This is a genomic window from Azoarcus sp. DD4 (genome assembly GCF_006496635.1).
GTDB lineage: Bacteria > Pseudomonadota > Gammaproteobacteria > Burkholderiales > Rhodocyclaceae > Azoarcus.
Genome location: NZ_CP022958.1, coordinates 1,541,121 through 1,566,638, shown reverse-complemented (window position 1 = coordinate 1,566,638; position 25,518 = coordinate 1,541,121). Strand labels below are relative to the sequence as shown.

The 25,518-nt window shown below is 67.9% G+C and carries 24 protein-coding genes; 19 read left to right on the top strand and 5 right to left on the bottom strand.

From position 1 onward, the window contains the following. The first annotated feature begins 20 nt into the window (after nt 1-20). From CJ010_RS07430 to CJ010_RS07410, 5 genes are all read left to right on the top strand, one after another. Nucleotides 21-275, top strand: a complete 255-nt coding sequence (locus CJ010_RS07430) for an exodeoxyribonuclease VII small subunit (protein WP_141020609.1) — start codon at nt 21-23, stop codon at nt 273-275. After that, a complete protein-coding gene (locus CJ010_RS07425; protein ID WP_141017446.1) occupies nt 272-1,174 on the top strand; it encodes a polyprenyl synthetase family protein in 903 nt (300 codons plus the stop codon). Before CJ010_RS07430 ends, CJ010_RS07425 begins: the two co-directional genes overlap by 4 nt. Nucleotides 1,175-1,199: 25 nt before the next feature. Next, entirely contained in the window at nt 1,200-3,059 is a 1,860-nt protein-coding gene (dxs, locus tag CJ010_RS07420; RefSeq protein ID WP_141017445.1) for a 1-deoxy-D-xylulose-5-phosphate synthase, read from the top strand. A gap of 86 nt (nt 3,060-3,145) precedes the next feature. Beyond that, entirely contained in the window at nt 3,146-3,955 is an 810-nt protein-coding gene (gene folE2, locus CJ010_RS07415) for a GTP cyclohydrolase FolE2 (RefSeq protein ID WP_141017444.1), read from the top strand. A 4-nt stretch (nt 3,956-3,959) separates the two neighbouring features. After that, a complete protein-coding gene (locus CJ010_RS07410) occupies nt 3,960-4,958 on the top strand; it encodes an LLM class flavin-dependent oxidoreductase (RefSeq protein ID WP_141017443.1) in 999 nt (332 codons plus the stop codon). Between the two features lie 76 nt (nt 4,959-5,034). Here CJ010_RS07410 and CJ010_RS07405 read toward each other — a convergent pair whose 3' ends face one another. Next, complete coding sequence (locus tag CJ010_RS07405; protein ID WP_141017442.1) at nt 5,035-6,213, bottom strand: acetylornithine transaminase; 1,179 nt, start codon at nt 6,211-6,213, stop codon at nt 5,035-5,037. A 63-nt stretch (nt 6,214-6,276) separates the two neighbouring features. After that, nucleotides 6,277-7,566 (bottom strand): MFS transporter, encoded by a 1,290-nt coding sequence (locus CJ010_RS07400; protein ID WP_168224913.1) that lies wholly within the window; start codon nt 7,564-7,566, stop codon nt 6,277-6,279. A gap of 334 nt (nt 7,567-7,900) precedes the next feature. Here CJ010_RS07400 and CJ010_RS07395 point away from each other — a divergent pair, with 334 nt between their 5' ends. Then, nucleotides 7,901-8,488 carry a malonic semialdehyde reductase gene (locus CJ010_RS07395; RefSeq protein WP_141017441.1) on the top strand — a complete coding sequence of 196 codons (588 nt, stop codon included), beginning with the start codon at nt 7,901-7,903 and terminating at the stop codon, nt 8,486-8,488. Nucleotides 8,489-8,537: 49 nt separating this feature from the next. Here the strand turns inward: CJ010_RS07395 and CJ010_RS07390 are convergent, their stop codons facing one another. Beyond that, nucleotides 8,538-9,287 carry a GntR family transcriptional regulator gene (locus tag CJ010_RS07390; protein WP_205754911.1) on the bottom strand — a complete coding sequence of 250 codons (750 nt, stop codon included), beginning with the start codon at nt 9,285-9,287 and terminating at the stop codon, nt 8,538-8,540. Between the two features lie 562 nt (nt 9,288-9,849). Here CJ010_RS07390 and CJ010_RS07385 point away from each other — a divergent pair. The 12 genes from CJ010_RS07385 (at nt 9,850) to CJ010_RS25125 (ending at nt 20,901) form a co-directional block, all read left to right on the top strand. Beyond that, nucleotides 9,850-11,172: an aromatic ring-hydroxylating dioxygenase subunit alpha gene (locus CJ010_RS07385; protein WP_141017440.1), complete on the top strand. Its 1,323-nt coding sequence runs from the start codon at nt 9,850-9,852 to the stop codon at nt 11,170-11,172. A 12-nt stretch (nt 11,173-11,184) separates the two neighbouring features. Beyond that, nucleotides 11,185-12,624: a glutamine synthetase family protein gene (locus tag CJ010_RS07380; protein WP_141017439.1), complete on the top strand. Its 1,440-nt coding sequence runs from the start codon at nt 11,185-11,187 to the stop codon at nt 12,622-12,624. Nucleotides 12,625-12,632: 8 nt separating this feature from the next. After that, nucleotides 12,633-12,956: a 2Fe-2S iron-sulfur cluster-binding protein gene (locus CJ010_RS07375; RefSeq protein ID WP_141017438.1), complete on the top strand. Its 324-nt coding sequence runs from the start codon at nt 12,633-12,635 to the stop codon at nt 12,954-12,956. Beyond that, entirely contained in the window at nt 12,953-14,221 is a 1,269-nt protein-coding gene (locus CJ010_RS07370; protein ID WP_141017437.1) for an NAD(P)/FAD-dependent oxidoreductase, read from the top strand. Before CJ010_RS07375 ends, CJ010_RS07370 begins: the two co-directional genes overlap by 4 nt. A 110-nt stretch (nt 14,222-14,331) precedes the next feature. Continuing rightward, a complete protein-coding gene (locus CJ010_RS07365) occupies nt 14,332-15,516 on the top strand; it encodes an ABC transporter substrate-binding protein (RefSeq protein WP_141017436.1) in 1,185 nt (394 codons plus the stop codon). Nucleotides 15,517-15,585: 69 nt separating this feature from the next. Further along, nucleotides 15,586-16,443 carry a branched-chain amino acid ABC transporter permease gene (locus CJ010_RS07360; protein ID WP_141017435.1) on the top strand — a complete coding sequence of 286 codons (858 nt, stop codon included), beginning with the start codon at nt 15,586-15,588 and terminating at the stop codon, nt 16,441-16,443. A gap of 1 nt (nt 16,444) precedes the next feature. Then, nucleotides 16,445-17,404, top strand: a complete 960-nt coding sequence (locus CJ010_RS07355; RefSeq protein WP_141017434.1) for a branched-chain amino acid ABC transporter permease — start codon at nt 16,445-16,447, stop codon at nt 17,402-17,404. After that, a complete protein-coding gene (locus tag CJ010_RS07350) occupies nt 17,404-18,174 on the top strand; it encodes an ABC transporter ATP-binding protein (protein WP_141017433.1) in 771 nt (256 codons plus the stop codon). The genes CJ010_RS07355 and CJ010_RS07350 overlap by 1 nt, the downstream gene beginning before the upstream one ends. Then, nucleotides 18,167-18,955, top strand: coding sequence for an ABC transporter ATP-binding protein (locus CJ010_RS07345; RefSeq protein WP_141017432.1), 789 nt, complete (start codon nt 18,167-18,169; stop codon nt 18,953-18,955). Before CJ010_RS07350 ends, CJ010_RS07345 begins: the two co-directional genes overlap by 8 nt. Before the next feature lie 45 nt (nt 18,956-19,000). Next, the gene (locus CJ010_RS07340; RefSeq protein ID WP_141017431.1) at nt 19,001-19,723 is read left to right on the top strand and encodes a type 1 glutamine amidotransferase; all 723 of its coding nucleotides are present in this window, start codon (nt 19,001-19,003) and stop codon (nt 19,721-19,723) included. A 77-nt stretch (nt 19,724-19,800) separates the two neighbouring features. Further along, the gene (locus tag CJ010_RS07335) at nt 19,801-20,619 is read left to right on the top strand and encodes an EcsC family protein (RefSeq protein WP_141017430.1); all 819 of its coding nucleotides are present in this window, start codon (nt 19,801-19,803) and stop codon (nt 20,617-20,619) included. A gap of 105 nt (nt 20,620-20,724) precedes the next feature. After that, nucleotides 20,725-20,901 carry a hypothetical protein gene (locus CJ010_RS25125; RefSeq protein WP_168224912.1) on the top strand — a complete coding sequence of 59 codons (177 nt, stop codon included), beginning with the start codon at nt 20,725-20,727 and terminating at the stop codon, nt 20,899-20,901. Between the two features lie 42 nt (nt 20,902-20,943). Here CJ010_RS25125 and CJ010_RS07330 read toward each other — a convergent pair whose 3' ends face one another. Next, nucleotides 20,944-23,823 (bottom strand): tetratricopeptide repeat protein, encoded by a 2,880-nt coding sequence (locus CJ010_RS07330; RefSeq protein ID WP_240794523.1) that lies wholly within the window; start codon nt 23,821-23,823, stop codon nt 20,944-20,946. 27 nt (nt 23,824-23,850) lie between these two features. Next, the gene (locus CJ010_RS07325; RefSeq protein ID WP_141017428.1) at nt 23,851-24,180 is read right to left on the bottom strand and encodes an antibiotic biosynthesis monooxygenase; all 330 of its coding nucleotides are present in this window, start codon (nt 24,178-24,180) and stop codon (nt 23,851-23,853) included. Nucleotides 24,181-24,360: 180 nt separating this feature from the next. Between CJ010_RS07325 and CJ010_RS07320 the strand changes: the two genes are divergently transcribed. Next, nucleotides 24,361-25,407 (top strand): porin, encoded by a 1,047-nt coding sequence (locus CJ010_RS07320; protein WP_141017427.1) that lies wholly within the window; start codon nt 24,361-24,363, stop codon nt 25,405-25,407. Nucleotides 25,408-25,518: the final 111 nt, after the last annotated feature.

Here is a 25,518-nt window from a genome sequence, read left to right as displayed (position 1 = left end):
CCCCGTTCCGTGCCAGATCCATGCCGAAGCCGGCGTCATCTCCCAAATCCTTTGAAGCCGCCGTTGCCGAGCTCGAATCCATCGTCCAGGACATGGAATCCGGCCAGCTCAATCTGGAAGACGCACTTGCGCGTTATCAACGCGGCATCGGCCTGTTGAAGTTCTGCCAGGAAACGCTCAGCGGCGCGGAACAGCGCATTCGACAGCTCGAAGGCGACGAACTCACCGACCTGCCTGTGGACCTGGGCAAGGGCAGCAGCCAGGAGCCCGCATGACGAACACTGCACAGCAGGATTTCGCAGGCTGGATGAGCCACATCCAGCAGCGCACCGAAGAAGCCCTGTCCGCCGCCCTGCCCGATCCCGGCCTCGCCCCGGAACGCCTGCACGAAGCCATGCGCTACGCGGTGCTCGGCGGCGGCAAGCGGGTGCGCCCGCTGCTGGTGCACGCGGCCGGCGCCATCGGCGGCGCCCAGCCGGAACGACTGGACCGCATCGCCTGTGCGGTCGAGCTCATCCACGCCTATTCGCTGGTGCACGACGACATGCCCTGCATGGACGACGACGTCCTGCGCCGCGGCAAGCCCACCGTGCACGTCGAATACGACGAGGCCACCGCGCTGCTGGTGGGCGATGCACTGCAGACGCTCGCCTTCCAGGTGCTCGCCTCCGCGCCGGTCGCCGATTCCTCCAGCCGCCAGCTCGGCATGATCGGCCTGCTGGCGATGGCCTCCGGGTCGCGCGGCATGGCCGGTGGCCAGGCCATCGATCTTGCCGCAGTCGGCAAGCAGCTCGACCTGCGCGAACTCGAATTCATGCACATCCACAAGACCGGCGCGCTCATCCGCAGCTCGGTGCTGCTCGGCGCCCAGGCCGGCACGGTGGATGGCGCCGTACTCGAACGCCTGGACCGCTACGCCAAGCTCGTCGGCCTGCTGTTCCAGGTGGTGGACGACATCCTCGACGCCGAGGCCGACACCGCCACGCTGGGCAAGACCGCCGGCAAGGATGCCGACAACGACAAGCCGACCTACGTCAGCCTGCTCGGCGTAGCCGATGCCCGGCGACTCGCCGGCGAAATGCTCGACGAAGCGCTCGCCGCGCTCGAACCGCTGGGCGAACGCGCCGGCCGCCTGCGCGACCTGGCCGACTACATCGTCCATCGGCCCTTCTGACCCCCTCTACTGCCCTGACCGCCCCATGTCACCGTATCCGCACCTGGAACGCATCGGTTCTCCCGCCGACCTCCGCGCCACCGAGCGCCGCGAGCTCGGCGCCGTCGCCAACGAACTGCGCGCCTTCCTGATCGAATCGGTATCGAAGACCGGCGGCCACCTGTCGTCCAACCTCGGCACCGTCGAGCTCACCATCGCCCTGCACTACGTCTTCAACACGCCCGAAGACCGCATCGTGTGGGACGTTGGCCACCAGACCTACGGCCACAAGATCCTCACCGGCCGCCGCGAGGCGATGAGCGGGCTGCGCCACTGGGGCGGCATCTCCGGTTTTCCGCGCCGCTGCGAAAGCGAGTACGACACCTTCGGCACCGCGCACTCGTCCACTTCGATCTCGGCCGCGCTCGGCATGGCGGTCGCCGCCCGCGACCGCGGCGAGGACCGCCGCGCGATCGCGGTGATCGGCGACGGAGCGATGTCGGCCGGCATGGCCTTCGAAGCGCTCAACAACGCCGGCGACATGGATGCGAACCTGCTCGTCATCCTCAACGACAACGAGATGTCGATCTCGCCGCCGGTCGGCGCGCTCACCAAGATCCTCGCCAGACTGATGTCCGGCTCCACCTATAACGCCGCGCGCCGCGTCGGCGAGAAGGTGCTGGGCATGGCGCCGCCCATGGCCGAACTGGCGCGCAAGGTCGAGGAATACGCCAAGGGCATGATCGCGCCGGGCACCCTGTTCGAGGAATTCGGCTTCCACTACTACGGCCCGATCGACGGCCACGACCTCGACGCGCTGATCCCCACGCTGCAGAACATCCGCAAGCTCAAGGGCCCGCAGTTCCTGCACGTGATCACCAGGAAGGGCCAGGGCTACAAGCTCGCCGAGGCCGACCCCATCCTGTACCACGGCGTCTCCAAGTTCGACCACACCGCCGGCATCCAGACTGGCAAGGGCGGCGGCAAGCTCACCTACACCCAGGTGTTCAGCGACTGGCTGTGCGACATCGCCGCCGCCGACTCGCGCATCGTCGGCATCACCCCGGCCATGCGCGAAGGCTCCGGCCTGGTCGCCTTCGCACAGCAGTTCCCCGACCGTTACTACGATGTCGGCATCGCCGAGCAGCACGCGCTCACCTTCGCCGCCGGCCTCGCCTGCGAGGGCCTCAAGCCTGTGGTGGCGATCTACTCGACCTTCCTGCAGCGTGCCTACGACCAACTCATCCACGACATCGCACTGCAGAACCTGCCGGTGGTGCTGGCGATAGACCGCGGCGGTCTGGTCGGCGCCGACGGCGCCACCCACCACGGCGCCTTCGATCTGTCCTTCCTCGCCTGTGTGCCCAACCTGGTGGTGATGGCGCCGGCCGACGAGAACGAATGCCGGCAGATGCTCTATACCGCGGTCTGCCACGACGGCCCCACCGCAGTGCGCTACCCGCGCGGCGGCGGCTCCGGCGTCGCGCCGGCCAAGCAGATGACGGCGCTGCCCATCGGCAAGGGCGAGATCCGCCGCAGCGGCCAGCGCATCGCGCTGCTCGCCTTCGGCAGCATGCTGGGCGTTGCGCTGGAAGCCGGCGAAGCGCTCGATGCCACTGTCGCCAACATGCGCTTCGTCAAACCGCTGGACGAAGCGCTGATCGCCGAACTCGCCGCGAACCACGACCTGCTGGTGAGCGTCGAAGAGAATGCGGTGATCGGTGGGGCCGGCGCGGAGGTCGCCCGCTTCCTCGACACCTTGCCCAAGCGGCCACGCATGTTGCGCCTGGGCCTGCCCGACCGGTTCATCGACCACGGCGACCAGACCCAGCTGCTCGCCTCCGTCGGCCTGGACAAGGCCGGAATACTCGCTGCCATTGAGCGCGTCTATCCCGGCAATAGTTGAGTAATTTTGTCGGGAACGATAGCATCGCTCTATCTCACGCGGGGGCGCCACCGGCACCGCCGCCCGACCACAACAGAGAACAGCCCATGAACAGCTCCGTGGCCCACGCCATCCCAGACGTCCAGAACAGCGCAGACAGCCGCCAGATCGCCATCAACAAGGTCGGCATCAAGTCCATCCGCCATCCGGTCAAGGTCAGCGACAAGACCGGCGGCGTGCAGCACACGGTTGCCAACTTCAACATGTATGTCGGCCTGCCCCACAATTTCAAGGGCACCCACATGTCGCGCTTCATCGAGATCCTCAACGGCAACGAACGCGAGATCTCGGTGGAGTCCTTCGAGCCCATGCTGCGCGAGATGGTCAAGCGCCTCGAGGCCGAAACCGGCCACGTCGAGATGACCTTCCCCTACTTCATCAACAAGTCCGCCCCGGTCTCCGGCGTGCAGAGCCTGATGGATTACGAGGTCACCTTCACCGGCGAAATCCACGAGGGCGGCCGCTACGAATTCACCATGAAGGTGGTGGTGCCGGTCACCAGCCTGTGCCCCTGCTCCAAGAAGATCTCGGCCTACGGCGCGCACAACCAGCGTTCGCACGTCACCGTCACCGCCACGCTCAACGACCACCTGTGGATCGAAGAAGTAGTGCAACTGGTGGAAGGCCAGGCCTCGTGCGAGGTCTATGGCCTGCTCAAGCGCCCGGACGAGAAGTACGTCACCGAGCGCGCCTACGATAACCCCAAGTTCGTCGAGGACATGGTGCGCGACGTCGCCGGCCTGCTGAATGCCGAAAAGCGCATCGACGCCTACGCGGTGGAATCCGAGAACTTCGAATCCATCCACAACCACTCGGCCTACGCCCTGATCGAACGCGACAAGCGCCTCGAGGCCTGAGCCGGTGGAGCGCAGGCTCTCCGTCCTCGACCTCGCCCCGATCACGCGCGGCAGCAATGCCGCGCAGGCGCTGGCCAACACCCGCGATCTCGCCCGCCACGCCGAACGCTGGGGCTACACCCGCTACTGGGTGGCCGAGCACCACAACATGACAGGCATCGCCAGCGCAGCGACCGCGGTGGTGATCGGCCACATCGCCGCCGCCACTTCGACCATGCGCGTCGGCGCAGGCGGCATCATGCTGCCCAACCACGCCCCGCTGGTGATCGCCGAACAGTTCGGCACGCTGGAATCGCTCTTTCCCGGCCGCATCGACCTCGGCCTGGGCCGCGCCCCCGGCACCGACCAGCGCACCGCGCGCGCCCTGCGCCGCAACCTCGTCGGCAGCGACGACAGCTTCCCGCAGGACGTGGTCGAGCTGCAGGGCTGGTTCGCCGAGCCGCAACCCGGCCAGGCCATCCAGGCGGTACCCGGCGCCGGGCTGAACGTGCCGATCTGGCTGCTCGGTTCCAGCCTCTACAGCGCCGGTCTGGCCGCTCAGCTCGGCCTGCCCTTCGCCTTTGCTTCGCACTTCGCACCGCGCTTCCTCAAGCAGGCGATCGCGCTCTACCGCAGCGAGTTCAAGCCGTCCGAACACCTCGCCGAACCCTACGTGATGGTCGGCGCCAACGCGATCGCGGCCGACAGCGACGAGCAGGCGCAATTCCTGTTCCGTTCCTTGCGCCTGCGCTTCGCCGCAATGGCGCGCGGCGTACGCGGCCAGCTGCCGCCGCCGGAGGAGTTCGACGAGCGCGACTGGGCACCCAACGAACTCGCCTTCGCCGACGAATCGCTATCCTGCTCGGTGATCGGCAATCCGCAGGCGGTGCGCCGCCAGTTGCAGGTGCTGTTCGACGACACCGGCGCCAACGAGCTGATGCTCACCGCGCAGATCTACGACCACGCGGCGCGCCTGCGCTCCTTCGAGCTCGTCGCCCAGGCCTGGGAGCAGCTTCCCGCCTGAGCAACCGATTCCGTACCGGCGATAAAACGAAAACGGCCCCGCGCAGGGGCCGTTTCCTTTTCGGGCGGGCGCCGGATCAGGCCAGCAGCGTGTCCAGCATCTCCACCATACGGTCGATTTCCGCCTCGCTTACCGTCAGCGACGGCATGAAGCGCAGCAGGTTGGGGCGCGGTGCATTCAACAACAGGCCAGTCGGCGATCCTTCCAGCGCCGCCTTGACGATGGCCGGGGCACGCTCGCTGTCGAGCACCAGCGCGCGCAGGAGGCCCGACCCGCGTTCGCCGGCCAGGCTGCGGCGCGCAATCAGTTCGTGCAGCCGCGCCGCCAGGTATTCGCCGCGCGCCACCACGCCGTCGAGGAAGCCGGGCGCGGTCAGGCGCCGCATCACCGCCACGCCGGCAGCGGTCATCAGCGGGTTGCCATTGTAGGTGCCGCCCTGGTCGCCGGCCTCGAAACAGCTCACCGCCTCGGTCGCCAACAGCGCCGACAGCGGCACGCCACCGCCTATGCCCTTGCCCAGGGTCATGATGTCCGGCTCGATGCCGGCATGCTGGTGGGCGAACAGCCGGCCGGTGCGGCCCATGCCGGACTGCACCTCATCGACGATCAGCAGGATGCCGTGCTCGCGGGTGAGCGCGCGCAGCGCCTGCAGGAACTCGGGCGCGGCCGGGATCACGCCGCCCTCGCCCTGCACCGGCTCCAGCATCACCGCCACGGTCTCCGGCCCGATCAGCGCCTCGACCGAGGCGATGTCGTTCAGCCTGGCCTTGGGGAAACCCGGCACCTGCGGCGCGAACAGGGTGTCCCAGCCGGCCTTGCCGGACGCCGACATGGTGGCCAGCGTGCGGCCGTGGAAGGAATGCTCGAAGGTGATGATCTGGTAGGCGCCGTTGCGGTGCAGCCGGCCCCACTTGCGCGCCAGCTTGATCGCGCCTTCGTTGGCCTCGGCGCCGGTGTTGGCGAAGAACACCCGGTCGAGCGCACAGTGCGCGGTGAGCAGGCCGGCCAGTTCTATCATCGGGCCATTGTAGAAGGCCGGACTCGGGTTGATCAGCTTCCCCACCTGGGCAACGATGGCATCGCGGACCTCGGCCGGCGAATGGCCGAGGCAGTTCACCGCCCAGCCCTGGACGAAGTCGAGATAGGCCTTGCCCTGCGCGTCGTAGAGCCAGGAACCCTCGCCGCGCTCGAACAGGATGTCCGGCCGGTTGGTGATGTACATCAGGGAGGCGGAATCGAACTCGCCGTATTTCATTCGGGCACTCCGAAAACAGGGTCAGGGGAAAACGGCGCGGCCTGCGCCGCGCAGGACAGGATGCTACCGCGAGCTTGCAGCGCCATGACCATCGCCGGCATGGATCAGGATGTCGCCATGCAGGCGCCCGCGTATGCGCAGCGCCCACGCCACGAAGGCCACCAGCAGCACACCTTCGACCACCATCGCCGCCTGCACGCCGATCTGCGCCGCGATCAGGCCGGCGATCAGGCCGCCGATGGCATCGAAGCCGAAGCGGGTGGAGCTGAAGAAGGACACCACCCGGCCGCGCAGGTGATCCGGCGCCAGGCTCTGCAGCAGCATGTTGATCGCCACGTTGCACACCGAAATGCCGAAGCCGACGACCGCCATCGCCGCCAGCGCCACCGGCATGTGACGGTTGTAGGAGAAGGCCAGCATCGCCAGCGCGCTCGCGCAGGCGCCGCTCAGGATCACCCTGATCAGCCCCGGCAGGCTCTTGCGGGTAGCGAGGAAGATGGTGCCGACGAAGGCGCCCGCCCCGGCCGCACCCCACAGCCAGCCCAGCATGCGCGCATCGCCGCCGAACACGTCCTTGGCAAACACCGGCAGCAGCACCGCATAGCTCGATGCGGTGACGTTCACCGTGGCCAGGGTCAGGATCAGCATGCGGATGGTATATACGTCCCACACGTACTTCAGCCCTTCGCGGAACACGGCTCCCATCGAGCCCTTGGCGCGCGGCTGGGCGTCGACGCGGATCATCGCCACGCCGAAGGCGAGCGCCGCAAACGACACCGCGTTCAGGCCGAAGCACACCGCCTCGGAAGTCAGCCCGAGGATGAGGCCCGCCAGCGGCGGGCCGATGAAGCGGCCGGAATTGAACACCATCGCGTTGAGCGCGAGTGCATTGGGCAGATCGGCGCGATCGCCGACGAAGACGCTGATCTGCGCCTGGCGCAGCGGCGTATCGAAAGCGTTGAGCACGCCGAGCAGCACCGACATCGCCACGATCAGGGTCGGCCCGATCGCATCGAGCGCGGTCAGCACCGCCAGCACCGCCGCCTGGAGGGCGAGCACGCCTTGCACCACGATCAGCAGCCGGCGCTTATCGCGGCGGTCTATCCAGGCGCCGGCCAGCGGGCCGACGATCAGCATGGGCAGGAGCGCGGCGAAGGCAGTGACGCCCAGCAGCGCCACCGAACCGGTTAGGCGGTAGATCAGCCAGGACAGCGCGACCTGCTGTATCCACGAGCCAAGCACCGACACCGCCTGCCCGCAGAAATAGAAACGGAAATTCCGATGGCGCAACGCGCGCACCGGTGCAGGCCAGGCACCCTGCTCGGCGGGGCCGGAAGAAGACGAGGAACTCAAGAAAACTCCGTGATCGGCAGACATCGCCCCGAACTGCACGCCGGCAAGGCGGCCGGAACGGCAAGGCGAAAGGATAGCGCAGAATCGATCGCTAATATCTTAACGTAAAGCCGTGCGATCACCCTGAGTGCCGCATCGATCACCATGCAAGGTCCGCATCGGGCACGGCTCCGCCCGCTTTCGGCAGGCGATTGATGCGGATTTCGGAACACTGTGATCCAGCCGGCGCGATTTTCCCCACCAGCCCAAGCGCGCAGAATCCGGGCATGAGATGCAGGCCGGGCGATGCCGCCGGCCTGCCCTCCGCCCCGAGACCAACATCCCAGGAACCGCGATGACCGCACCCGACACCGCCCTCGACCTAGCCTTCCGCTCCGCGCGCAGTTTCAACCGCTTCACCGACCGCCCGGTGAGCGCCGACACCCTCGCCCGCCTCTACGAGTTGCTGAAGTGGGGTCCGACCTCGATGAACTCGCAGCCCGCGCGTTACGTCTTCGTGCAGAGCGCGGAAGCCAAGGCCCGCCTCAAACCCTGCCTCGCCCCCGGCAACGTCGACAAGACCATGAGTGCGCCGGTCACGGTGATCGTCGCCTTCGACACCGCCTTCTACGAAAACCTGCCGACGCAGTGCCCGGCCATTCCCGGCGCGCGCGACATGTTCGCCAACAACGCCGCACTGGCCGACGCCACCGCCTTCCGCAACAGCAGCCTGCAGGGCGGCTACCTGATTGTTGCGGCGCGCATACTGGGCCTCGACTGCGGCCCGATGAGCGGCTTCGACGCCGACAAGCTGAATGCCGAGTTCTTCCCGGACGGCCGCTGCAAGGCCAACCTGCTGATCAACCTCGGCTACGGCGACGCCAGCGCCAATTACCCGCGCGGCCCGCGCCTGGACTTCGCGACCGTCGCCGAGGTCGTCTGAGCCGTGCCCGTCCGGCCAAAGTGCACGACAGTCGCCGGCCGGACGCCGCTCAAGGCCGCGCGATGCGCCCGCCGGGCGCCACGAAGCGGATGCCCGGCATGATGTCGGCGACCCGTTCCGGGCGCTCCAGCGCTTCATCCACGTTCATCCGGGCAATCTCCACATGCTCCTGCGCCAGCGCACTGGCGCGCATGCCCTGACCGCGGGCGATCGCCTCGACGATGGTGCGATGCTGCTCGTGCGCGTAGCGCATCCAGCGGTGCCCTTCCTCTTCCAGCGCCGACTGCATCGGCAGGGTGGCGCTGGCGGCGGCGAACGGCTGACCGTTGAGCATGTCCATTGCCCGTACCAGCGCGGTATTGCCGCAACCATGGACGATGAGATCGTGGAAGCGGTTGTTCATCTCCTGGTAGGCGGCGTAATCGTCGAGATCCATCGTCGCCTTGTTCACCGCCTCCTCGCCCTGCGCGATGCAATCCTGCAGTTCGCGCATCAACTGGCGCGGTACGCCCCGCTCCGCCAGCAGGCGCGCCGCCATGCCCTCCAGCACACCCCGCACCTCGATCGCGTCCGACACCTCCTGCGCGGTGAACTGCCGCATCTGATAGCCGCCGCCGTTCAGCGGTTCGATCAGCCCCTCGTGCTGCAAGGTAGCCAGTGCAAGCCGCACCGGTGTGCGCGATGCCCCCAGCCGCTCCGCCAGCGGAATCTCCGCCAGCCGTTCGCCCGGCGCAAAGGCGCCCTTGAGGATGAGATCGCGCAACTGCACCAGTACGCGTGATTGCTGGGACTGCATCATGGATTCGCCACCTTGTCTCGTCGTATCGGTCGGATTCTAACCCCATTGTATGCAATGCCGGCAGCCGGCATCTCCAGCCCCGGCCGGACACGCCACTCCTCAATCCAGTGCATCTACGCCCATCAGTGGTGCAGAAGCACCCGGAAAAGCGCCCGACCCACGCACCAAAACCTCCGAAAGTATTGATTTTCTAGCCTTTCAGAGCGAAACGGCGACTTGCACTTTCGTCAAATGTTTGTTTATGAACAATTTTGATTGGAACAAATCGGCATTACGTCGAACTGGAGCGCTTCTTGCATCCATCGAAATACATGCCGTTTTTAAATCTACTTCACTGCATACATCAATCGCCAGATTGTTGGCGAACGGAAAAACGGACATCAACAGCCAAACGGTTATAATTTAAACAAGTAATTGTTTTTTATATAAAACTAAAAATCACCCCACCTCCAAGGCAACAGCACCAAACCAGAATTTTCCAAATTCGTGTTGACCTGGATCAAGGTTTGTCTACTATTGGATACCGTTGTATGCAATCACAAGACAGCCCAGGAGAACTCCCTTGATCAGTGCAGAACAGAACGATCTCATCACCCGCATCGGCCCCGCAGCTCCTGCCGGCAAGCTGCTGCGCCGCTACTGGCAGCCGGTCGCCCTCGTCGAAGAACTGGAAGAAAAGCGCCCGGTCAAGGCGGTCCGCCTGATGGGGCAGGACTTCGTGCTGTTCCGCGACGACAAGGGCCAGCTCGGCATGCTCGACCGCGACTGTCCGCACCGCGGCGCCGACCTCGCCTTCGGCCGCCTCGAAGGCGGCGGCCTGCGCTGCCCCTTCCACGGCTGGCTGTTCGACACCAAGGGCACCTGTCTGGAAACCCCCGCCGAGCCGGAAGGCAGCAAGCTGTGCAGCCGTATCAAGCAGTCGGCCTACCCGGTGGTCGAGAAGAGCGGGATCGTCTTTGCCTACATCGGTGAAGGCGAGCCGCCGGCCTTCCCCGAGTTCGACTGCTTCGTCGCCCCGGACACCCACGTCTTCGCCTTCAAGGGCCTGTTCGAATGCAACTGGCTGCAGGCGCTGGAAGTCGGCATCGACCCGGCGCACGCCTCCTACCTGCACCGCTTCTTCCAGGACGAAGACACCGAGGCGAGCTACGGCAAGCAGTTCCGCGGCGCCTCCAACGACTCCGACATGCCGATCACCAAGGTGCTGCGCGAGTACGACCGCCCCGAGATCAACGTCGAGTCCGCCGACTACGGCCTGCGCCTGACCTCGCTGCGCAAGCTGAGCGAGGACAGCACCCATGTGCGCGTCACCAACGTGGTGTTCCCGCAGGCCTTCGTGATCCCGATGAGCTCGGAGATGACCATCTCGCAGTGGCACGTGCCGGTCGATGACTACAACTGCTACTGGTACGCCATCTTCACCAGCTTCACCGGCCCGGTGAACAAGCAGCAGATGCGCGAGCAGCGTCTCGAACTGTACGAGCTGCCGGACTACACCTCGCGCAAGAACAAGCGCAACAACTACGGCTACAGCATCGACGAGCAGCTGAACGAGACCTACACCGGCATGGGCAACGACATCAACGTCCACGACCAGTGGGCGATCGAGTCGCAGGGCCCGATCCAGGACCGCACCCGCGAACACCTGGGCACCACCGACAAGGGCATCGTCGCCTACCGCCGCATCCTGGTAAATGCGATCGAAGCCACCCAGGCTGGCCAGCCCGCACCGATGCTGATCGACGCCGCGCAGGCCGCTGCCTTCAGCGGCCCGCCCTCGATCGACGGCGTCAGCCCGTCCGACAAGACCGCCAGCTACTGCCTGGAAGCCGACCGCAAGCGTCGCGAGCAGTCGTCCTGGGCCGCCGCCCGCCTGCCGAAATAACGGGGAACAGCCATGGCCAGCTTTGTAGATCGCTTCGATCTGTGGTCGCCGGCGCAGGCCGACGCCGCGGACGCGGTCATCCGCCGGATCGACGCCGAAGGGCTAGAGCTGGTGCGCTTCGCCTTTCCAGACCAGCACGGCGTGCTGCGCGGCAAGACCCTGGTCGCCGAGGCGGCCAAGGATGCACTGCGCGACGGCGTCAACATGACGACCACGCTGCTGGCGAAGGACACCTCGCACAAGACCGTCTTCCCGGTGTTCTCCACCGGCGGCGGCTTCGACTTCCCCGGCATGCAGGGCGGCGCCGATTTCACCATGGTCGCCGATCCGGACACCTTCAAGATCCTGCCCTGGGCGCACAAGACCGGCTGGGTGCTGTGCGACGCCTACATGGCCGACGGCCAGCCGTCGCCCTTGTCTACCCGCCAGATCCTGCGCCGCGCCGTGAGCCAGCTGGACGAACTCGGCCTCGAGTTCATCGCCGGGCTGGAGGTGGAATTCCACGTCTTCCGCCTCGACGATCCGAAGATGGCGCTGCCCGATTCCGGCCAGCCGGGCACGTCGCCGGCGGTGTCGCTGCTGTCGCACGGCCACCAGTACCTCACCGAGCAGCGCTATGACGGCGTCGACACGGTGATGGAGTTGCTGCGCACCACCATCCAGGGCCTGGAACTGCCGCTGCGTTCGCTGGAGATCGAGTTCGGCCCCAGCCAGTTCGAGATCACCTTCGGCCCCACCGCCGGACTGGCGCCGGCCGATGCCATGGTGCTGCTGCGCAGCGCGGTCAAGCAGGTGTGCCGGCGCTACGGCTACCACGCCACCTTCATGTGCCGGCCGAAGATTCCGAACGTGATGTCGAGTGGCTGGCACCTGCATCAATCGCTGAAGAGCAAGCGCGACGGCCGCAACGTCTTCGTGCCCGAAACCGCCGGCGAGGATCTGAGCGAGATCGGCCGCCACTACCTCGGCGGCCTGCTCGCCCACGCCTGCGGTTCGGCCGCGCTCGCCAGCCCGACCATCAACGGCTACCGCCGCTACCGGCCGTTCTCGCTGGCGCCCGACCGCGCGGTGTGGGGGCGCGACAACCGTGGCGCGCTGCTGCGGGTGCTCGGCGGTGTCGGCCAGTCCGCCACCCGGATCGAGAACCGCATCGGCGAACCCACCGCCAACCCCTACCTCTACCTCGCCTCGCAACTGTTCTCCGGGCTGGACGGCATCCACCGCCGCATCGAACCCGGCCCGTCGGCCGACTCGCCCTACGAGACCGCCGCTGCCCCGCTGCCACGCACCCTGGGCGACGCGCTCGACGCGCTGCGCGCCGACAACTACCTGTGCGAGCAGCTCGGCCGGCGCTTCGTCGACTACCTCTGCCACATCAAGGAAGCCGAGATCGCCCGCTTCAACCTCGAAGTGAGCGACTGGGAACAGCGCGAATACTTCGAGATGTTCTGAGAGACACCATGCCCACGATCAACTTCATCCTCAAGGACGGCACCACCCGCGCGGTGGAAGCCCCCATCGGCCAGAGCGTCATGGAAGCGGCCATCCGCAACAACGTCCGCGGCATCGACGCGGAATGCGGCGGCAGCTGCTCCTGTGCCACCTGCCATGTCTATGTGGACGACGCCTTCCTCGACAAACTGCCGGCGCCCGACGACATGGAGCAGGAGTTGCTGGACGGCGTCGCCGCCGAACGCCGCCCCGGCAGCCGCCTGAGCTGTCAGCTGCCGCTCAGCGCCGAGCTGGACGGTATCGTCGTCAGCGTGCCGGCGCAGCAAGCGTGAACGCCGCCCCGCCTGTTCTCGTCATCGTCGGTGCCTCCTACGCAGGCGCCCAGCTCGCCGCCAGCGCACGCGACGCCGGCTTCGACGGGCGCATCCTGCTGATCGGCGACGAGACCCGTGCCCCCTACCAGCGCCCGCCGCTCTCCAAGGGCCTGCTCACCGGCAAGACCCAGGTCGATGCGCTGGCGCTCAAGGCCGACGACTTCTACCGTGAGAGCGGCATCGAACTTCTCACCGGCCACCGCGTCACCGCGCTCGACACCGCCGGCCGCGTGGTCGTGCTCGACGACGGCCGCCGCCTCGGCTACGACTGGCTGGCGCTCACCACCGGTGCACGCTGCCGGCCGCTGACGCTGCCCGGCGCCCACCTCGCCGGCGTGTTCGAACTACGCAGCCTGGGCGACGCCCTGGCGCTCGACGCCGCCGCCCGCAACGCCCGCCGCGCCTGCGTCATCGGCGGCGGCTTCATCGGCCTGGAGGTCGCGTCCGCGCTGGCCACCCGCGGCCTGCAGGTGAGCGTGGTGGAAGCCGCGCCGCGCCTGCTGGCGCGTGCGGTCACGCCCGAATTGAGCGACTTCGTCGCCGCGCTGCACCGCCGCCACGGGGTGGACATCCACTGCGGCCAGGGCGTGCGCGCGCTGATCGGCCAGGCCGACCGAGTCACCGCGGTCGAACTGCAGGACGGCGAAAGCATCGCCTGCGACCTGGTGGTGGCCGGCATCGGCGTGCTGCCCAACACCGGCCTGGCCGAACGGGCCGGCATTGCCTGCGCCAACGGCATCCTCACCGACGCCCTCGGCCAAACCTCGGCGCCGCGCGTGCTCGCCGCCGGCGACTGTGCAGCCTTCCCCAATCCGTACGCCGCCGATCCGGCCGCGCCGATCCGGCTGGAATCCATCCAGGCGGCCAACGACCTTGCCCGCGCCGCCGCCAGCCTGGTCGCCGGCCAGCCGCAGCCTTATGCGGCAGTTCCCTGGTTCTGGAGCGACCAGTACGACGCCAAGCTGCAGATGGCCGGCCTGATGGCAGCGGACGACGAAGTAGTCGTGCGCGGCGATATCGCCAGCGGCCGCTTCAGCCTGTTCTGCCTGCGCGGCGGACGCATCGCCTCGGTGCATGCCGTCAGCAGACCGGCCGACCACATGCTCGGCCGCAAGCTGGTGGCCGCGCGCTGCGCCGCCACCCCGGCCCAACTGGCCGACGAAGGCTTCGACCTCAAATCGCTGCTCGCCGTCCAGGCCTGCAACTCATGCAATGCGCAGTGAATCCGACCCCGCCGCCAAGCAAGCGCGCGGGGCATGAGCAAGGCAATACGCAATACCCGTTCGCCAACCCCTGCCCCGCCCCCGGGGGCACCAACAGTGGAGATTCAACGATGAGAAAGACCCCCTTGCTGGCCGCACTGGCCCTGGCGTGTAGTGCCGGGTTCGCCCAGGTCGCCACGGCCGCGGACGACACCCTGCGCATCGGCGTGATCGCCACCTACTCCGGCCCCTACGCCGACTACGGCCGCCAGTTCGACGCCGGCATCCAGCTCTACCTGAAGGAGCATGGCGGCATGATCGGCGGCAAGAAGGTTGAGATCATCAAGAAGGACACCGCCGGCCCGGCGCCCGACGCCGCCAAGCGCTTCGCCCAGGAACTGGTGGTGCGCGACAAGGTGAACTTCATCGCCGGCCTCGACTTCAGCCCCAACGCCTACGCCATCGCCCCCATCGTCACCCAGGCCAAGATCCCGACCGTGGTGATGAACGCCTCGTCCTCGGCGATCACCACCAGCTCGCCCTACATCGCCCGCGTGTCCTTCACCGTGCAGCAGGTATCGGCGCCGATGGCGCAGTGGATGCTGAAGAACGGCATCAAGGAGACCTACGTCGTGGTGGCCGACTACGCCTCCGGCACCGATTCGCACACCGCCTTCGAGCAGGCCTTCACCGCCGGCGGCGGCAAGGTCGTCGGCAGCGTGCGCACACCGATGAACAACCCGGACTTCTCCGCCTACGTGCAGCGCATCAAGGATGCCAAGCCGCAGTCGGTGTTCTTCTTCTTCCCCTCCGGCGTGATGCCGCCGGCCTTCCTCAAGGCCTGGAAGGAGCGCGGCATGGAAGAGGCCGGCATCAAGCTGTTCGCCACCGGCGAGGCCACCGACGACAGCTACCTCACCGCCACCGGCGACGTTGCCAAGGGCCTGATCACCAGCCACCACTATTCCTACGCCCACAAGTCGGACAAGAACCAGAAGTTCGTCAAGGACTTCTACGCCACCTTCGGCAAGGAGATGCGCCCGAGCTACTTCGCCATCACCGCCTACGACGGCCTTGCCGCCATCGACGGCGCGCTGCAGAAGACCAAGGGCGACGTGTCCGGCGACAAGGTGATGGAAGCGCTCAAGGGCCTGACGCTGGAAAGCCCGCGCGGCCCGATCGAGATCGACGCCACCACCAAGGACATCGTGCAGACGGTGTACATCCGCCGCACCGAACAGGTCGGCGGCGAGTTGGTGAACGTCGAATTCGACAAGTTCGACAAGGTCAAGGACCCGGCCAAGGAAGGCAAGTAAGCCGCGGCGGGCCTGCTGCGGCGGGCCCGCCTTCCCGACTTCCCCTTCCAGAGAATCCGTGGAGACCCAATGGGCATAGTGATATTCGACGGCGTGGCCTACGGCATGCTGCTTTTTCTCATCGCGGTCGGTCTGTCGATCACGATGGGCCTGATGAGCTTCGTCAACCTGGCTCACGGCGCCTTTGCCATGGTCGGCGGCTATGCCGCGGCGGTGGCGATGAACCGCTTCGGCATCGGCTTCTTCCCGGCGCTGGCGATCAGCTTCGCGGCCGCCGCCGCGGTCGGCGCGATACTGGAATTCGGCCTCTACCGCCGGCTGTACCGCGCCCATCCGCTCGACCAGGTGCTGCTGTCCATCGGCCTGGTGTTCGTGGCCATCGCGGTCTTCACCTACTTCTTCGGCCCGACCATGCAGCCCTTCGCGCTGCCGGAAAGCCTGGCCGGCCGCGTTTCGCTGCTGGGGCTGGAAGTCGGCAGCTACCGGCTCTTCCTGGTGGTCTGCGGCCTGCTAGTGCTCGGCTGCATGCTGCTGCTCCTCAACAAGACGCGCTATGGCGCGATGGTGCGGGCGGCGGTGGACAACCAGCGCGTAGCGCGCGGCACCGGCATCCATGTGCAGCGCCTGTTCTTCCTCACCTTCTCGCTCGGCTGCGGGCTGGCGGGCCTGGGCGGCGCGCTCAGCCTGGGCGTGCTCGGACTGGAGCCGAGCTTTCCGCTGAAATACCTGATCTTCTTCCTGATCGTGGTCTGTGTCGGCGGCGCCGGCACCATCACCGGCCCCTTCGTCGCGGCGCTGCTGGTCGGCATCGTGGACGTGGCCGGCAAGTACTACCTGCCCGAGTTCGGCGCCTTCCTGATCTACGTGTTCATGGTGATCACGCTGCTCGTCCGGCCCAACGGACTGATTCCGCGCAAGGGGATATGAGATGACCTTACTCACCCTCTCTTCCAGACGTCTGCCGCTGGTCGAAGCCCTGTTCTGGGCGGCGCTGGCGAGCAGCTACTTCCTGCTGCCCGACCACCTCACCCTGCTCAGCCAGGTGCTGATCTTCGGCCTGTTCGCGGTCTCGCTCGACATGGCGCTGGGCTATGCCGGCATCCTCACCGTCGGCCATGCGGCCTTCTTCGGCTGCGGCGCCTACGCCGCCGGCCTGCTCGCCAGGCACGGCTGGAGCGAGCCATTCTCCGGCCTGTTGCTGGCGCTGTTGGTGTGCGGCGCGCTCGGCTACATCCTGAGCTACCTTGTGGTGCGCGGCGCCGACCTCACCCGGCTGATGATCACCATCGGCGTCTGCGTACTGCTGGCCGAACTGGCCAACCGCCTGTCCGGCATCACCGGCGGCACCGACGGCCTGCAGGGCATCACCATGGATCCGGTATTGGGCGTGTTCGAATTCGACCTGTGGGGCAGGACCGCCTTCATCTACAGCTTCGCCATGGTGCTGGTGGCCTTCCTGCTGGCACGGCTGATCGTGCGCTCGCCCTTCGGCCTGGCGCTGCGCGGCATTCACGACAGCCGCAAGCGCATGCAGGCGATTGGCTCGCCGGTCGAGGCGCGGCTGCGCATGGCCTACGCCTTCTCCGCGGCCATCGCCGGGGTGGCGGGCGCGCTGCTGGCGCAGACCTCGCAGTTCGTCGGCATCGAATCGCTCAGCTTCAACCGTTCCGCCGAGATCCTCATCATCCTCGTGCTGGGCGGCACCGGCCGACTCTACGGCGGCATGATCGGCGCCATTGTCTACATGCTGGTGCACGACTGGTTCGCCGACATGAATCCGCAGTACTGGATGTTCTGGCTCGGCATCTTCCTGATCGCGGCAGTCATGCTGGGCCGCGGCGGCATCATGGGCATGCTGTCGCGTCTCGTCACCGTGAGGAGAGCCTGATGAGCGCCCCCGCACTTTCCACCCGCGGCCTCGGCATCCAGTTCGGCGCCTTCCGCGCGGTCAACGACGTCAATCTGACGGTCGAACCCGGCGCCCGCCAGGCCCTGATCGGCCCCAACGGCGCCGGCAAGACCACGCTGATCAACCTGCTGACCGGCGTGTACAAACCGACCTCGGGCAGCATCCAGCTCGGCGGCGAGGACATCACCGGCCTGTCTTGCGACCAACGCGCTCGCATCGGCCTGGTCCGCACCTTCCAGATCAACACCCTGTTTCCCAGCCTCACGCCGCTGCTGTCGGTGGTACTGGCGATCAGCGAGCGTGACGGCCTCGGCGCCACCTGGTGGCGACCGCTGACGCGCTGTACCGCCGCCTTCGACGAAGCCCACGCGCTGCTGGCGCGGCTGCGGCTGGACAGCCTGGCCGACGTGCCGGTGTCGGCGCTGGCCTACGGCAAGCAGCGCCTGCTGGAAATCGCGCTGGCGATGGCGGCACGACCGCGCATCCTGCTGCTCGACGAACCCGCCGCAGGCATCCCGGCGGGCGAGAGCGGCGAACTGTTCGAAGTCGTCGCCGAACTGCCGGACGACATCAGCATCCTCTTCATCGAGCACGACATGGACCTCGTCTTCCGCTTCTCCAGGCGCATCTCGGTACTGGTCGCCGGCGAGGTCCTGACCGAAGGCACGCCCGCCGAGATTTCCGCCGATCCCCGCGTGCGCGAGGTCTATCTCGGCAGCGGCACCCATGCAGGAGAAGTCCATGTCTGAACTGCTCGCCTTCGACCAGGTCACCGCCGGCTACGGCGACGCGGTGGTACTCGACCGCATGAGCTTCGCGCTCGAAGCGGGCAAGAGCCTCGCCATCCTCGGCCGCAACGGCGTCGGCAAATCCACGCTGCTCGAGACCCTGATGGGCAATACCCGGGTGAAGAGCGGCAGCATCCGCTGGCAGGGGCGCGACATCACGCGCGAGCCCTCGCACCGCCGGGTGCGCGCCGGGCTGGGCTGGGTGCCGCAGGAACGCGAGGTTTTCCCCTCGCTCACCGTGGAGGAAAACCTCACCGTGATCGCCACCCGCGGGCCGTGGAACCTGAAACGGGTGTACGAACTCTTTCCGCGCCTGCAGGAGCGCCGCGCCAACTACGGCAACCAGCTATCGGGCGGGGAGCAGCAGATGCTGGCGATCGGCCGCGCGCTGATGACCAACCCCAGGCTGCTGCTGCTCGACGAGCCGATGGAAGGCCTCGCGCCCATCATCGTCGAGGAGCTGGCGCTGGTCATCAAGCTGCTGTGCGAAAGCGAGGGCCTGGCCTCGGTGGTGGTGGAACAGCATCCGGTGCTGACGCTGTCGATGACCCACCACGCCATCGTGCTCGAACGCGGTACCGTGGTGCACGCCGGGCCGAGCGCAGAACTCGCCGGCGACGGCGCGCTGCTCGACAGCCTGCTCGGCGTCGGCCAATCGCGCCGCCCGGCAACGGTCGCCACACCCGCCGTCGCCCCCACCCCGCCCGAAGACGGCGCCTTCCCGGCCCTCCAGCCGGCCTGACACCCAGCGGCCCGCAACGACGGGCCGCCCCACCAAGCCCCCGACATGAAACCGGTCGCCATCCTCCAACACACCGAAGTCGGCGCCCCCGGCGCCGTCCTCCCCGTACTCGACAGCCTGGACATCCCCTGGGAGATCGTACCCATTGTCGACGGCGCACCCATCCCCGCCTCCGCCGAACCCTACAGCGGCCTGGTGCTGATGGGCGGCTACATGGGCGTGAACGACCGCCTGCCTTGGATGCTGGACGAGATCCGCCTGATCCACGATGCCGACGCGCGCGGCCTGCCGGTGGCCGGCCACTGCCTCGGCAGCCAGTTGCTGGCACACGCCTTCGGCGCGCAGATCCGCCGCAACGCGCGCAAGGAGATCGGCTGGCAGACGATACGCATCGACGAGCACGCCGACGCGGCCGAGTGGTTCGGCACGCCTGGCGGCACCGAGCACACGGTATTCCAGTGGCACGGCGACACCTTCGACATTCCGGCCGCAGCGGTGCGCATCGCCAGCAGCCGGCATTGCGCCAACCAGGCCTACGTGGTCGCCGGCCGCCATCTCGGCATGCAGTTCCACCTCGAGATGACGCCCGAACTCATAGACCGCTCGCTCGCCCGCAACGGCCACGAGCTGGTGCGCGAACGCGAGGCAGGCAATCCGGCGGTCGGCACACTGGAAGATACCGCCACCGATGCGGCTGGCCGCAGTGCAGCGATGCATGTGCTGATGACCCGGCTCTACCGGCGCTGGAGTCGCACACTGGCGCGCTGATCGCCCACGGCAGGCAACGCTGAACCGAAGGCGCCCGGGGCCACTCGAATGTCGCTCACGCCCTGGAAGAACGCCCGATGCCGCAGTCCCCGCCCGCGCTGTCCCCGTCCGATCTCGCCGCCCTCGCCGCCGCCCGCAGCACGCTGGAGTCGCCCGGCCTGGCGATGCGACTGAGCGACGCCGTCGGCCGTCCCATCGAGAAGGGCATGGCGCGGCTGCCGGCGAGCTGGCGCCGCAGGCTGGGCGGCATCGCGCAGGACGCCCTCGGCCGCGCCATCGCGGTCGCCGCCCGCACGCTCGATGCCGATGCCGGGCCGCGCACCGCCTCGCCGCGCCTGCACAAACTGCTCGGCTCGGTCAGCGGCGGCGCCGGTGGCGCTTTCGGGCTTCCAGGGCTGACGGTCGAGATCCCGTTGTCCACCATCCTGATCATGCGCGCCATCCTCGATGTCGCGCGGGCACACGGCGAGGACATCAACGCCCCCGCCACCCGCATGGCCGCGCTCGAAGTGTTCGCACTCGGCGGACCGGGCAGCGCCGACGACGGCATCGAAACCGGCTACTACGCGGTCCGCGCCGCGCTCGCCAGCGCGGTCAGCGACGCCTCGCGCCATGTCGCCAGCCAGGGCCTGAGCGGTCTCGGCCAGCAGGGCGCGCCGGCGATCGCGCGCCTGCTCTCCATGGTCGCCGCACGCTACAAGGTACAGCTCACGCAGAAGGCCGCCGGCATGCTCGTTCCCGGCGTCGGCGTCGGCGCCGGCGTGGCGGTCAACCTGCTGTTCATGACGCACTTCCAGGCGGTCAGCGAGGCGCACTTCACCATCCGCCGGCTGGAGCGGCGCTACGGGACCGGGCTGGTACGCAATGCCTATCGCACTGCCGCCGGCCGGGGCTGAACCGGATCCACCAAGCAGCCCGCAGCGCACATGGAACTAGCCACGACGATGACCATGGACTAAGCTAGCGATAATTCAATAAACATATTTCAACAGGGACGCGTCATGGATCGCCGGACCAACCCCTTACTCCGTGCACGGATCGATCTGCTGCTCCACGCCGTGAAAACCGGCCGGCTCAGCATCAACGACGCCGGCCGCCGCATGGACCAGCTCGGCGTGCCCTTTGCCGTTGCCTGCCGGGTTCTCACCCGCTCGGACCTGCAGCCGGCGCCGCATTGACGCGCCGCCGTTCCCCGCTGCAGGGGCATATCGGCCGACGTTTCATGTCGGCGATACGCCTGCGCCCGCGGCATCTGCAGTACGTCCGGCCCTCGCGGCCGCAAGCCAGCCCGATCCCCAGGTTGCTTCCTCATAGGCGGGCAGTACGGCCAGCACCTTCTCGCCATACGCCGCTGCGGCGGGCACGATGTCCGCTTCGTCGAGGCCCGCTGGAAACAATGCTGCGGCGAGTCGTGCCGGCACGCCGCTCTCCAGTGCCGCATCCAGCGCCGCTGTGTCGTCCGGACCGCCCGGGCTGCCGCGGCACGGCGCCCCGAAATCCGCCAGCATGCGGGCAAACGCGCGGCCGCGCGCCGGGTCCGTGGCCAGCAGCGCGGCGAGCTGCCCGGCGACGCGGCCGGTGATCTCGCGGTAAAACGCCATGGTGTAGGAATCCGCCGGCTCCGGTATGGCCTGGAAGATGTAGGCATAGAGCGCCGCCCGGCAATAGGCCCGCGCGGCTGTCTCGCTGTCGCCGGCGGCCAGGGCCAGATCGCCGAGCAGGCGGTAATCGTTGGCTAGCAGTTCGGAATCGCGCTGTTCGAGCGGTGCAGCCTCGCCGAACTCGGCGCTGCCCTCCGCCAGCGATTGCTGCGCCTGCTCCCGCGCCGCAGTCAGGTCGCCGAGTTCGAACAGGTATTGCGCCACGTAGAAGGCGATCCACGCCGCGATCCAGGCCATGCCGTCGGCAACCAGGAGCGTGCGTGCTGCCTCGTAGTGGCGCAGGGCTTCATCGCGATCGCCGCGGCCGTAGGCCCAGGCCTCGGCAAGGAAGAAATCGATGAAGGCGCGCACCCGGCGCGCATCCTCGCCCTCGATGCGGCGGATTTCGCCGACTAGGCCGAGGCGGTCGCGGATGGTGAGCAGCGCCTTCTCCACCCGCGCCCAGTCGCCCGCCGCCGCACGCTTGTCCGGGCCGGCCGGATAGGCATCCTGGAAGCGCGCCACCTCGTTCAGGATCTCGCGGGCGCGGGGCTCCAGCTCGCGTTGGCGCCACTCGGCAATCAGGCGCTCGCAGAAGGGAAAGCGCTGGTAATAGCCCCACCACCAGAAGGCATCGAAGAAGACCCGCAGGAAGGCGAGCACCCCGGCCGCGGTGTCACCGGCGTGCGCCATGTGATAGAGGCAGGCGTCCTTGGTTTCCTGCCACTCGGCCTGCTCGTAGCGGTACCAGCCGAGATAGGCCTCGGGATCGCTCTCCAGCGTGCCGCGCAGCTTGTCGGCGTAGAAGGCGAGCGCCTTGCGGTGCAGCGCCTGCGAGGCCGTCAGCGGCAGGCGGGTGCGGGCGTACTCGGCGACGATGCGATGCATGGTGTATTCGCTGCTGTTGCCGCGCAGGTAGTGGCCGATGAGGCCCATGTCGCTGATGTCCCACAGCATGTCCTCATCGGCGTCACACACCGCCAGCGCGATGTCCTTGCAGAAGCCGTTGGGCTTGGGCCGGAAGATGGACAGCGCGATCGCCGCGTCGCGCGCCGCATCGGTATGCAGTGCGGCAAAGGACAGCTCTATCACGTCGCCGAGCGAGCGGCGGTCGTCGCCACACAGATCCAGCCGGCGCCCCGCCTCGGCGGCATCGTGGTAGGCGCGGCGCAGGCGGTCGGGGTCGGGTGGATCGTCCGCCGCCGCCCGCCGCAACAACTTGCCGACCAGCACCAGCGCCAGCGGCAAACCCTGCATCGCGCCCACCAGCGCCTTGGCACCGAAGGGATCGAAGCGCACCGCCTCGGGTGCGATTTCGCGCAGCAGGCGAAAGCCCTGCGAACGCGGCAGCTCGGCGACGACCTCCCTGTCGCCCAGCTCGATCGCCACCGCCTTGGAGCGCGTGGTCGAGACGAACACGCAGTGCGGCCCCAGCGCCATGAAGCGCTGCGCGTCCTCGGTACGCCAGACATCATCCAGCACCACCAGCAGGCGGCGCTCGCCGATCGCTTCGCGCAGTGCCTGGGTCCACAGTTCCGGCCGGTCCAGGCTGTTCATCCGCTCGGATGAAATGCCCAGCGCCTCGGCCCAGCGCCGCAGCTCCTCGTTGTCCACGTGCTGACGGCCGAGGTTGGCCCACAGCACGCCGTCGAACGCGGCCAGCACCTTGTCCCTGTCGCGCACCAGCTCCTGCGCCACCGTGGTCTTGCCCACCCCCGGCAGAAACAGCAGGCTGGTGTTGCGGCCGGCACAGACCCGCCGCCAGACCTCGTCGACCAGCTTGTCGCGGCCGACGATGCGATGGCTGCGCAGGGCCTCGCGCACCAGCCAGGGCTTGGCCGGCGGCGGCGCGGCCGGCATCTCCGGCAGGCGCCCGCGCAGGTAGGCATTGAAATGCTTGCGGAAGGCATCGACGAAGGCTTCCGGCGTGTCGTACTTGTTGATGCCGCCGCAGTAGCTGCCGTCGGCGTTCTTCTTCACCCGCTCGCAGAAAGTGTCGAGTGCGGCAAGCTGGGCGCGCTTCTCGTCGAACTTGGGGTCGCGCAGGCTGACCTCGGGGTCACGCGTGCAGCGATACACCAGCACCTCGTGCTCGGGATGCAGCTGCCGGCCCGCCAGCGCATTCTCGAATTCCCACACCGTGCCGGACTCGTAGCAGCTGCCGTCGGCGCGGCGGATGTCGGCGGCGAGCGGCGTGCCGATGCGCCCGCGCAAGATCACCACCGTCAGGTCGCAATCGGCAGGCAGGCCCTTGTAGCGGTTGATCGCCGACTGCGGCGTCTCGCCCGCCACCATGGGCGCCGGCGCCTCGGGGTCGTCCCAGGCGACCACGCTCAGCGTCACCCGGTCGGCCAGCAAGGGATCGCGCGGCAGACGCGCCAGCAGATCGGCCAGCAGCTCGCGCTCGCGCGCGACATCGCCCGGCGAGGACACGAAGATGCGCAGGTGCAGCGGCGTCATGGCCACCGTCCGGCCGGCCGCGCTGCCTCAACCCGCATGCTGCACCCGGCCGCCGTCCAGCGTGAAGCTGTACTCGCGCAGCGGCACGCACACCTGCACCCGGTACTCGCTGAAGTAGCGCTCGCGGCCGCGCTGCTGGATCTCGCGGTGCTCCGGGTGGTCGCGCCAGGCAGCCAGCGCCTCGGGCGAATCGAACTCGACGATGGACACGAACTCGCCGTCGGCGGCGGCGTAGTCCTTGTAGGACAGGAAGCCGGGCATTGCCGACGCGATCTCGTACATGCGCCCGCCCACCTGCTCCATTTCGGCTTCATCCACGCCTGCACGCAGGCGGGTACGGAACACGATCACGACCATGGCGCCCTCCTTCCGTCGTCCCCGCGGCGGGCGCAGCGCGCCCGGCAGCTTGTTTCCATCATAGACAAGCCCGTGGCAGGCGCAGGCCAACGAAAGCAGATCGAAAGCCAAGCCGGTTTCAATCGCCTCCACCCCGCCCGACGCAGGCGGGATCACAGCCAAGAACGAGGAGGAGATTCCATGAACCGCAACATCCTGGCGGCGGCCGTCGCCGTTTCCGCGCTGGTCCTGCCGCCGGCAGCCTGTGCCCAGTCCAACGTGACGATCTACGGCCTGATCGACCTCAACCTCAGCCACACCAGGGCCGGGTCGCAAAGCCGCAGCGCGCTCGACCATGGCGAACTCAACGGCACCCGGCTCGGCTTTCGCGGCAGCGAGGATCTCGGCAACGGCATGAAGGCCATCTTCACGCTGGAACAGGGCTTCGACCCCTCCACCGGCCTGCTCGAACAGGGCGGCCGGACCTTCGGCCGGCAGTCCTTCGTCGGCGTCGAAGGCGGCTGGGGCCGGCTCACCCTGGGCCGTCAGTACACGCCCGCCTTCGTCGCCATCGACCCGATGGACGCCACCGGCAGCGCCGACCGCAGCCCCGGCCTGCTCAGCCGCAAGACCGGCGGCATCAAGCCGGCCTACGAGGTGCGGCTGGACAGCATGGTCAAGTACCGCTCGCCCGAGTTCAGCGGCTTCTCGGTCGACGCCGCCTACTGGCTGGGCGGCAAGACCGCCACCGACTCCACCGCGCGGCGCGAGGGCGACGGCTTCGGCATCGCAGGTCTCTACAAGCGCGGGCCGCTGTCGGCCTCCATCGTCACCCAGCGCATCCAGCGCGATTCCACCGGCGGCAAGGTGCGCACCGACGGCTTCGGCCTGGCCTACGACTTCGGCCCGGCCAAGGCCTATTTCGCCTACACCCGCGACAAGGAGAGCGGCAGCCAGGGCGAAGGCAAGGCCCGCACCTACGACATCGGCGTCGAGATCAAGGCCGGCGCCCGGAGCACCGTCGCGATCAGCTACGCCGACCGCAACGAGTCCAACGACGCCGCCGCCGAGGATGCCCGCGGCTGGTCGGCCTATTACATGTACGACCTGTCCAAGCGCACCACGCTCTACACCGGGTACAGCAGGCTGATCAACAAGGACGACGCCAACTACGCGCTCGGCAACTTCACTCCGGCGGCCGGAGGCGACCCGCGCGTGGTGATGGCCGGCATCCGCCACAAGTTCTGACACCCCGGATCCGGCGACGGGACTGCTACCGGGCGCGCCCTCTGGGGAGAGAGGGTGCGCCTTGCGTCTCGACCGTTGCGTCCGGGGTGTTTCTTTCTTGATTCGAAAGCG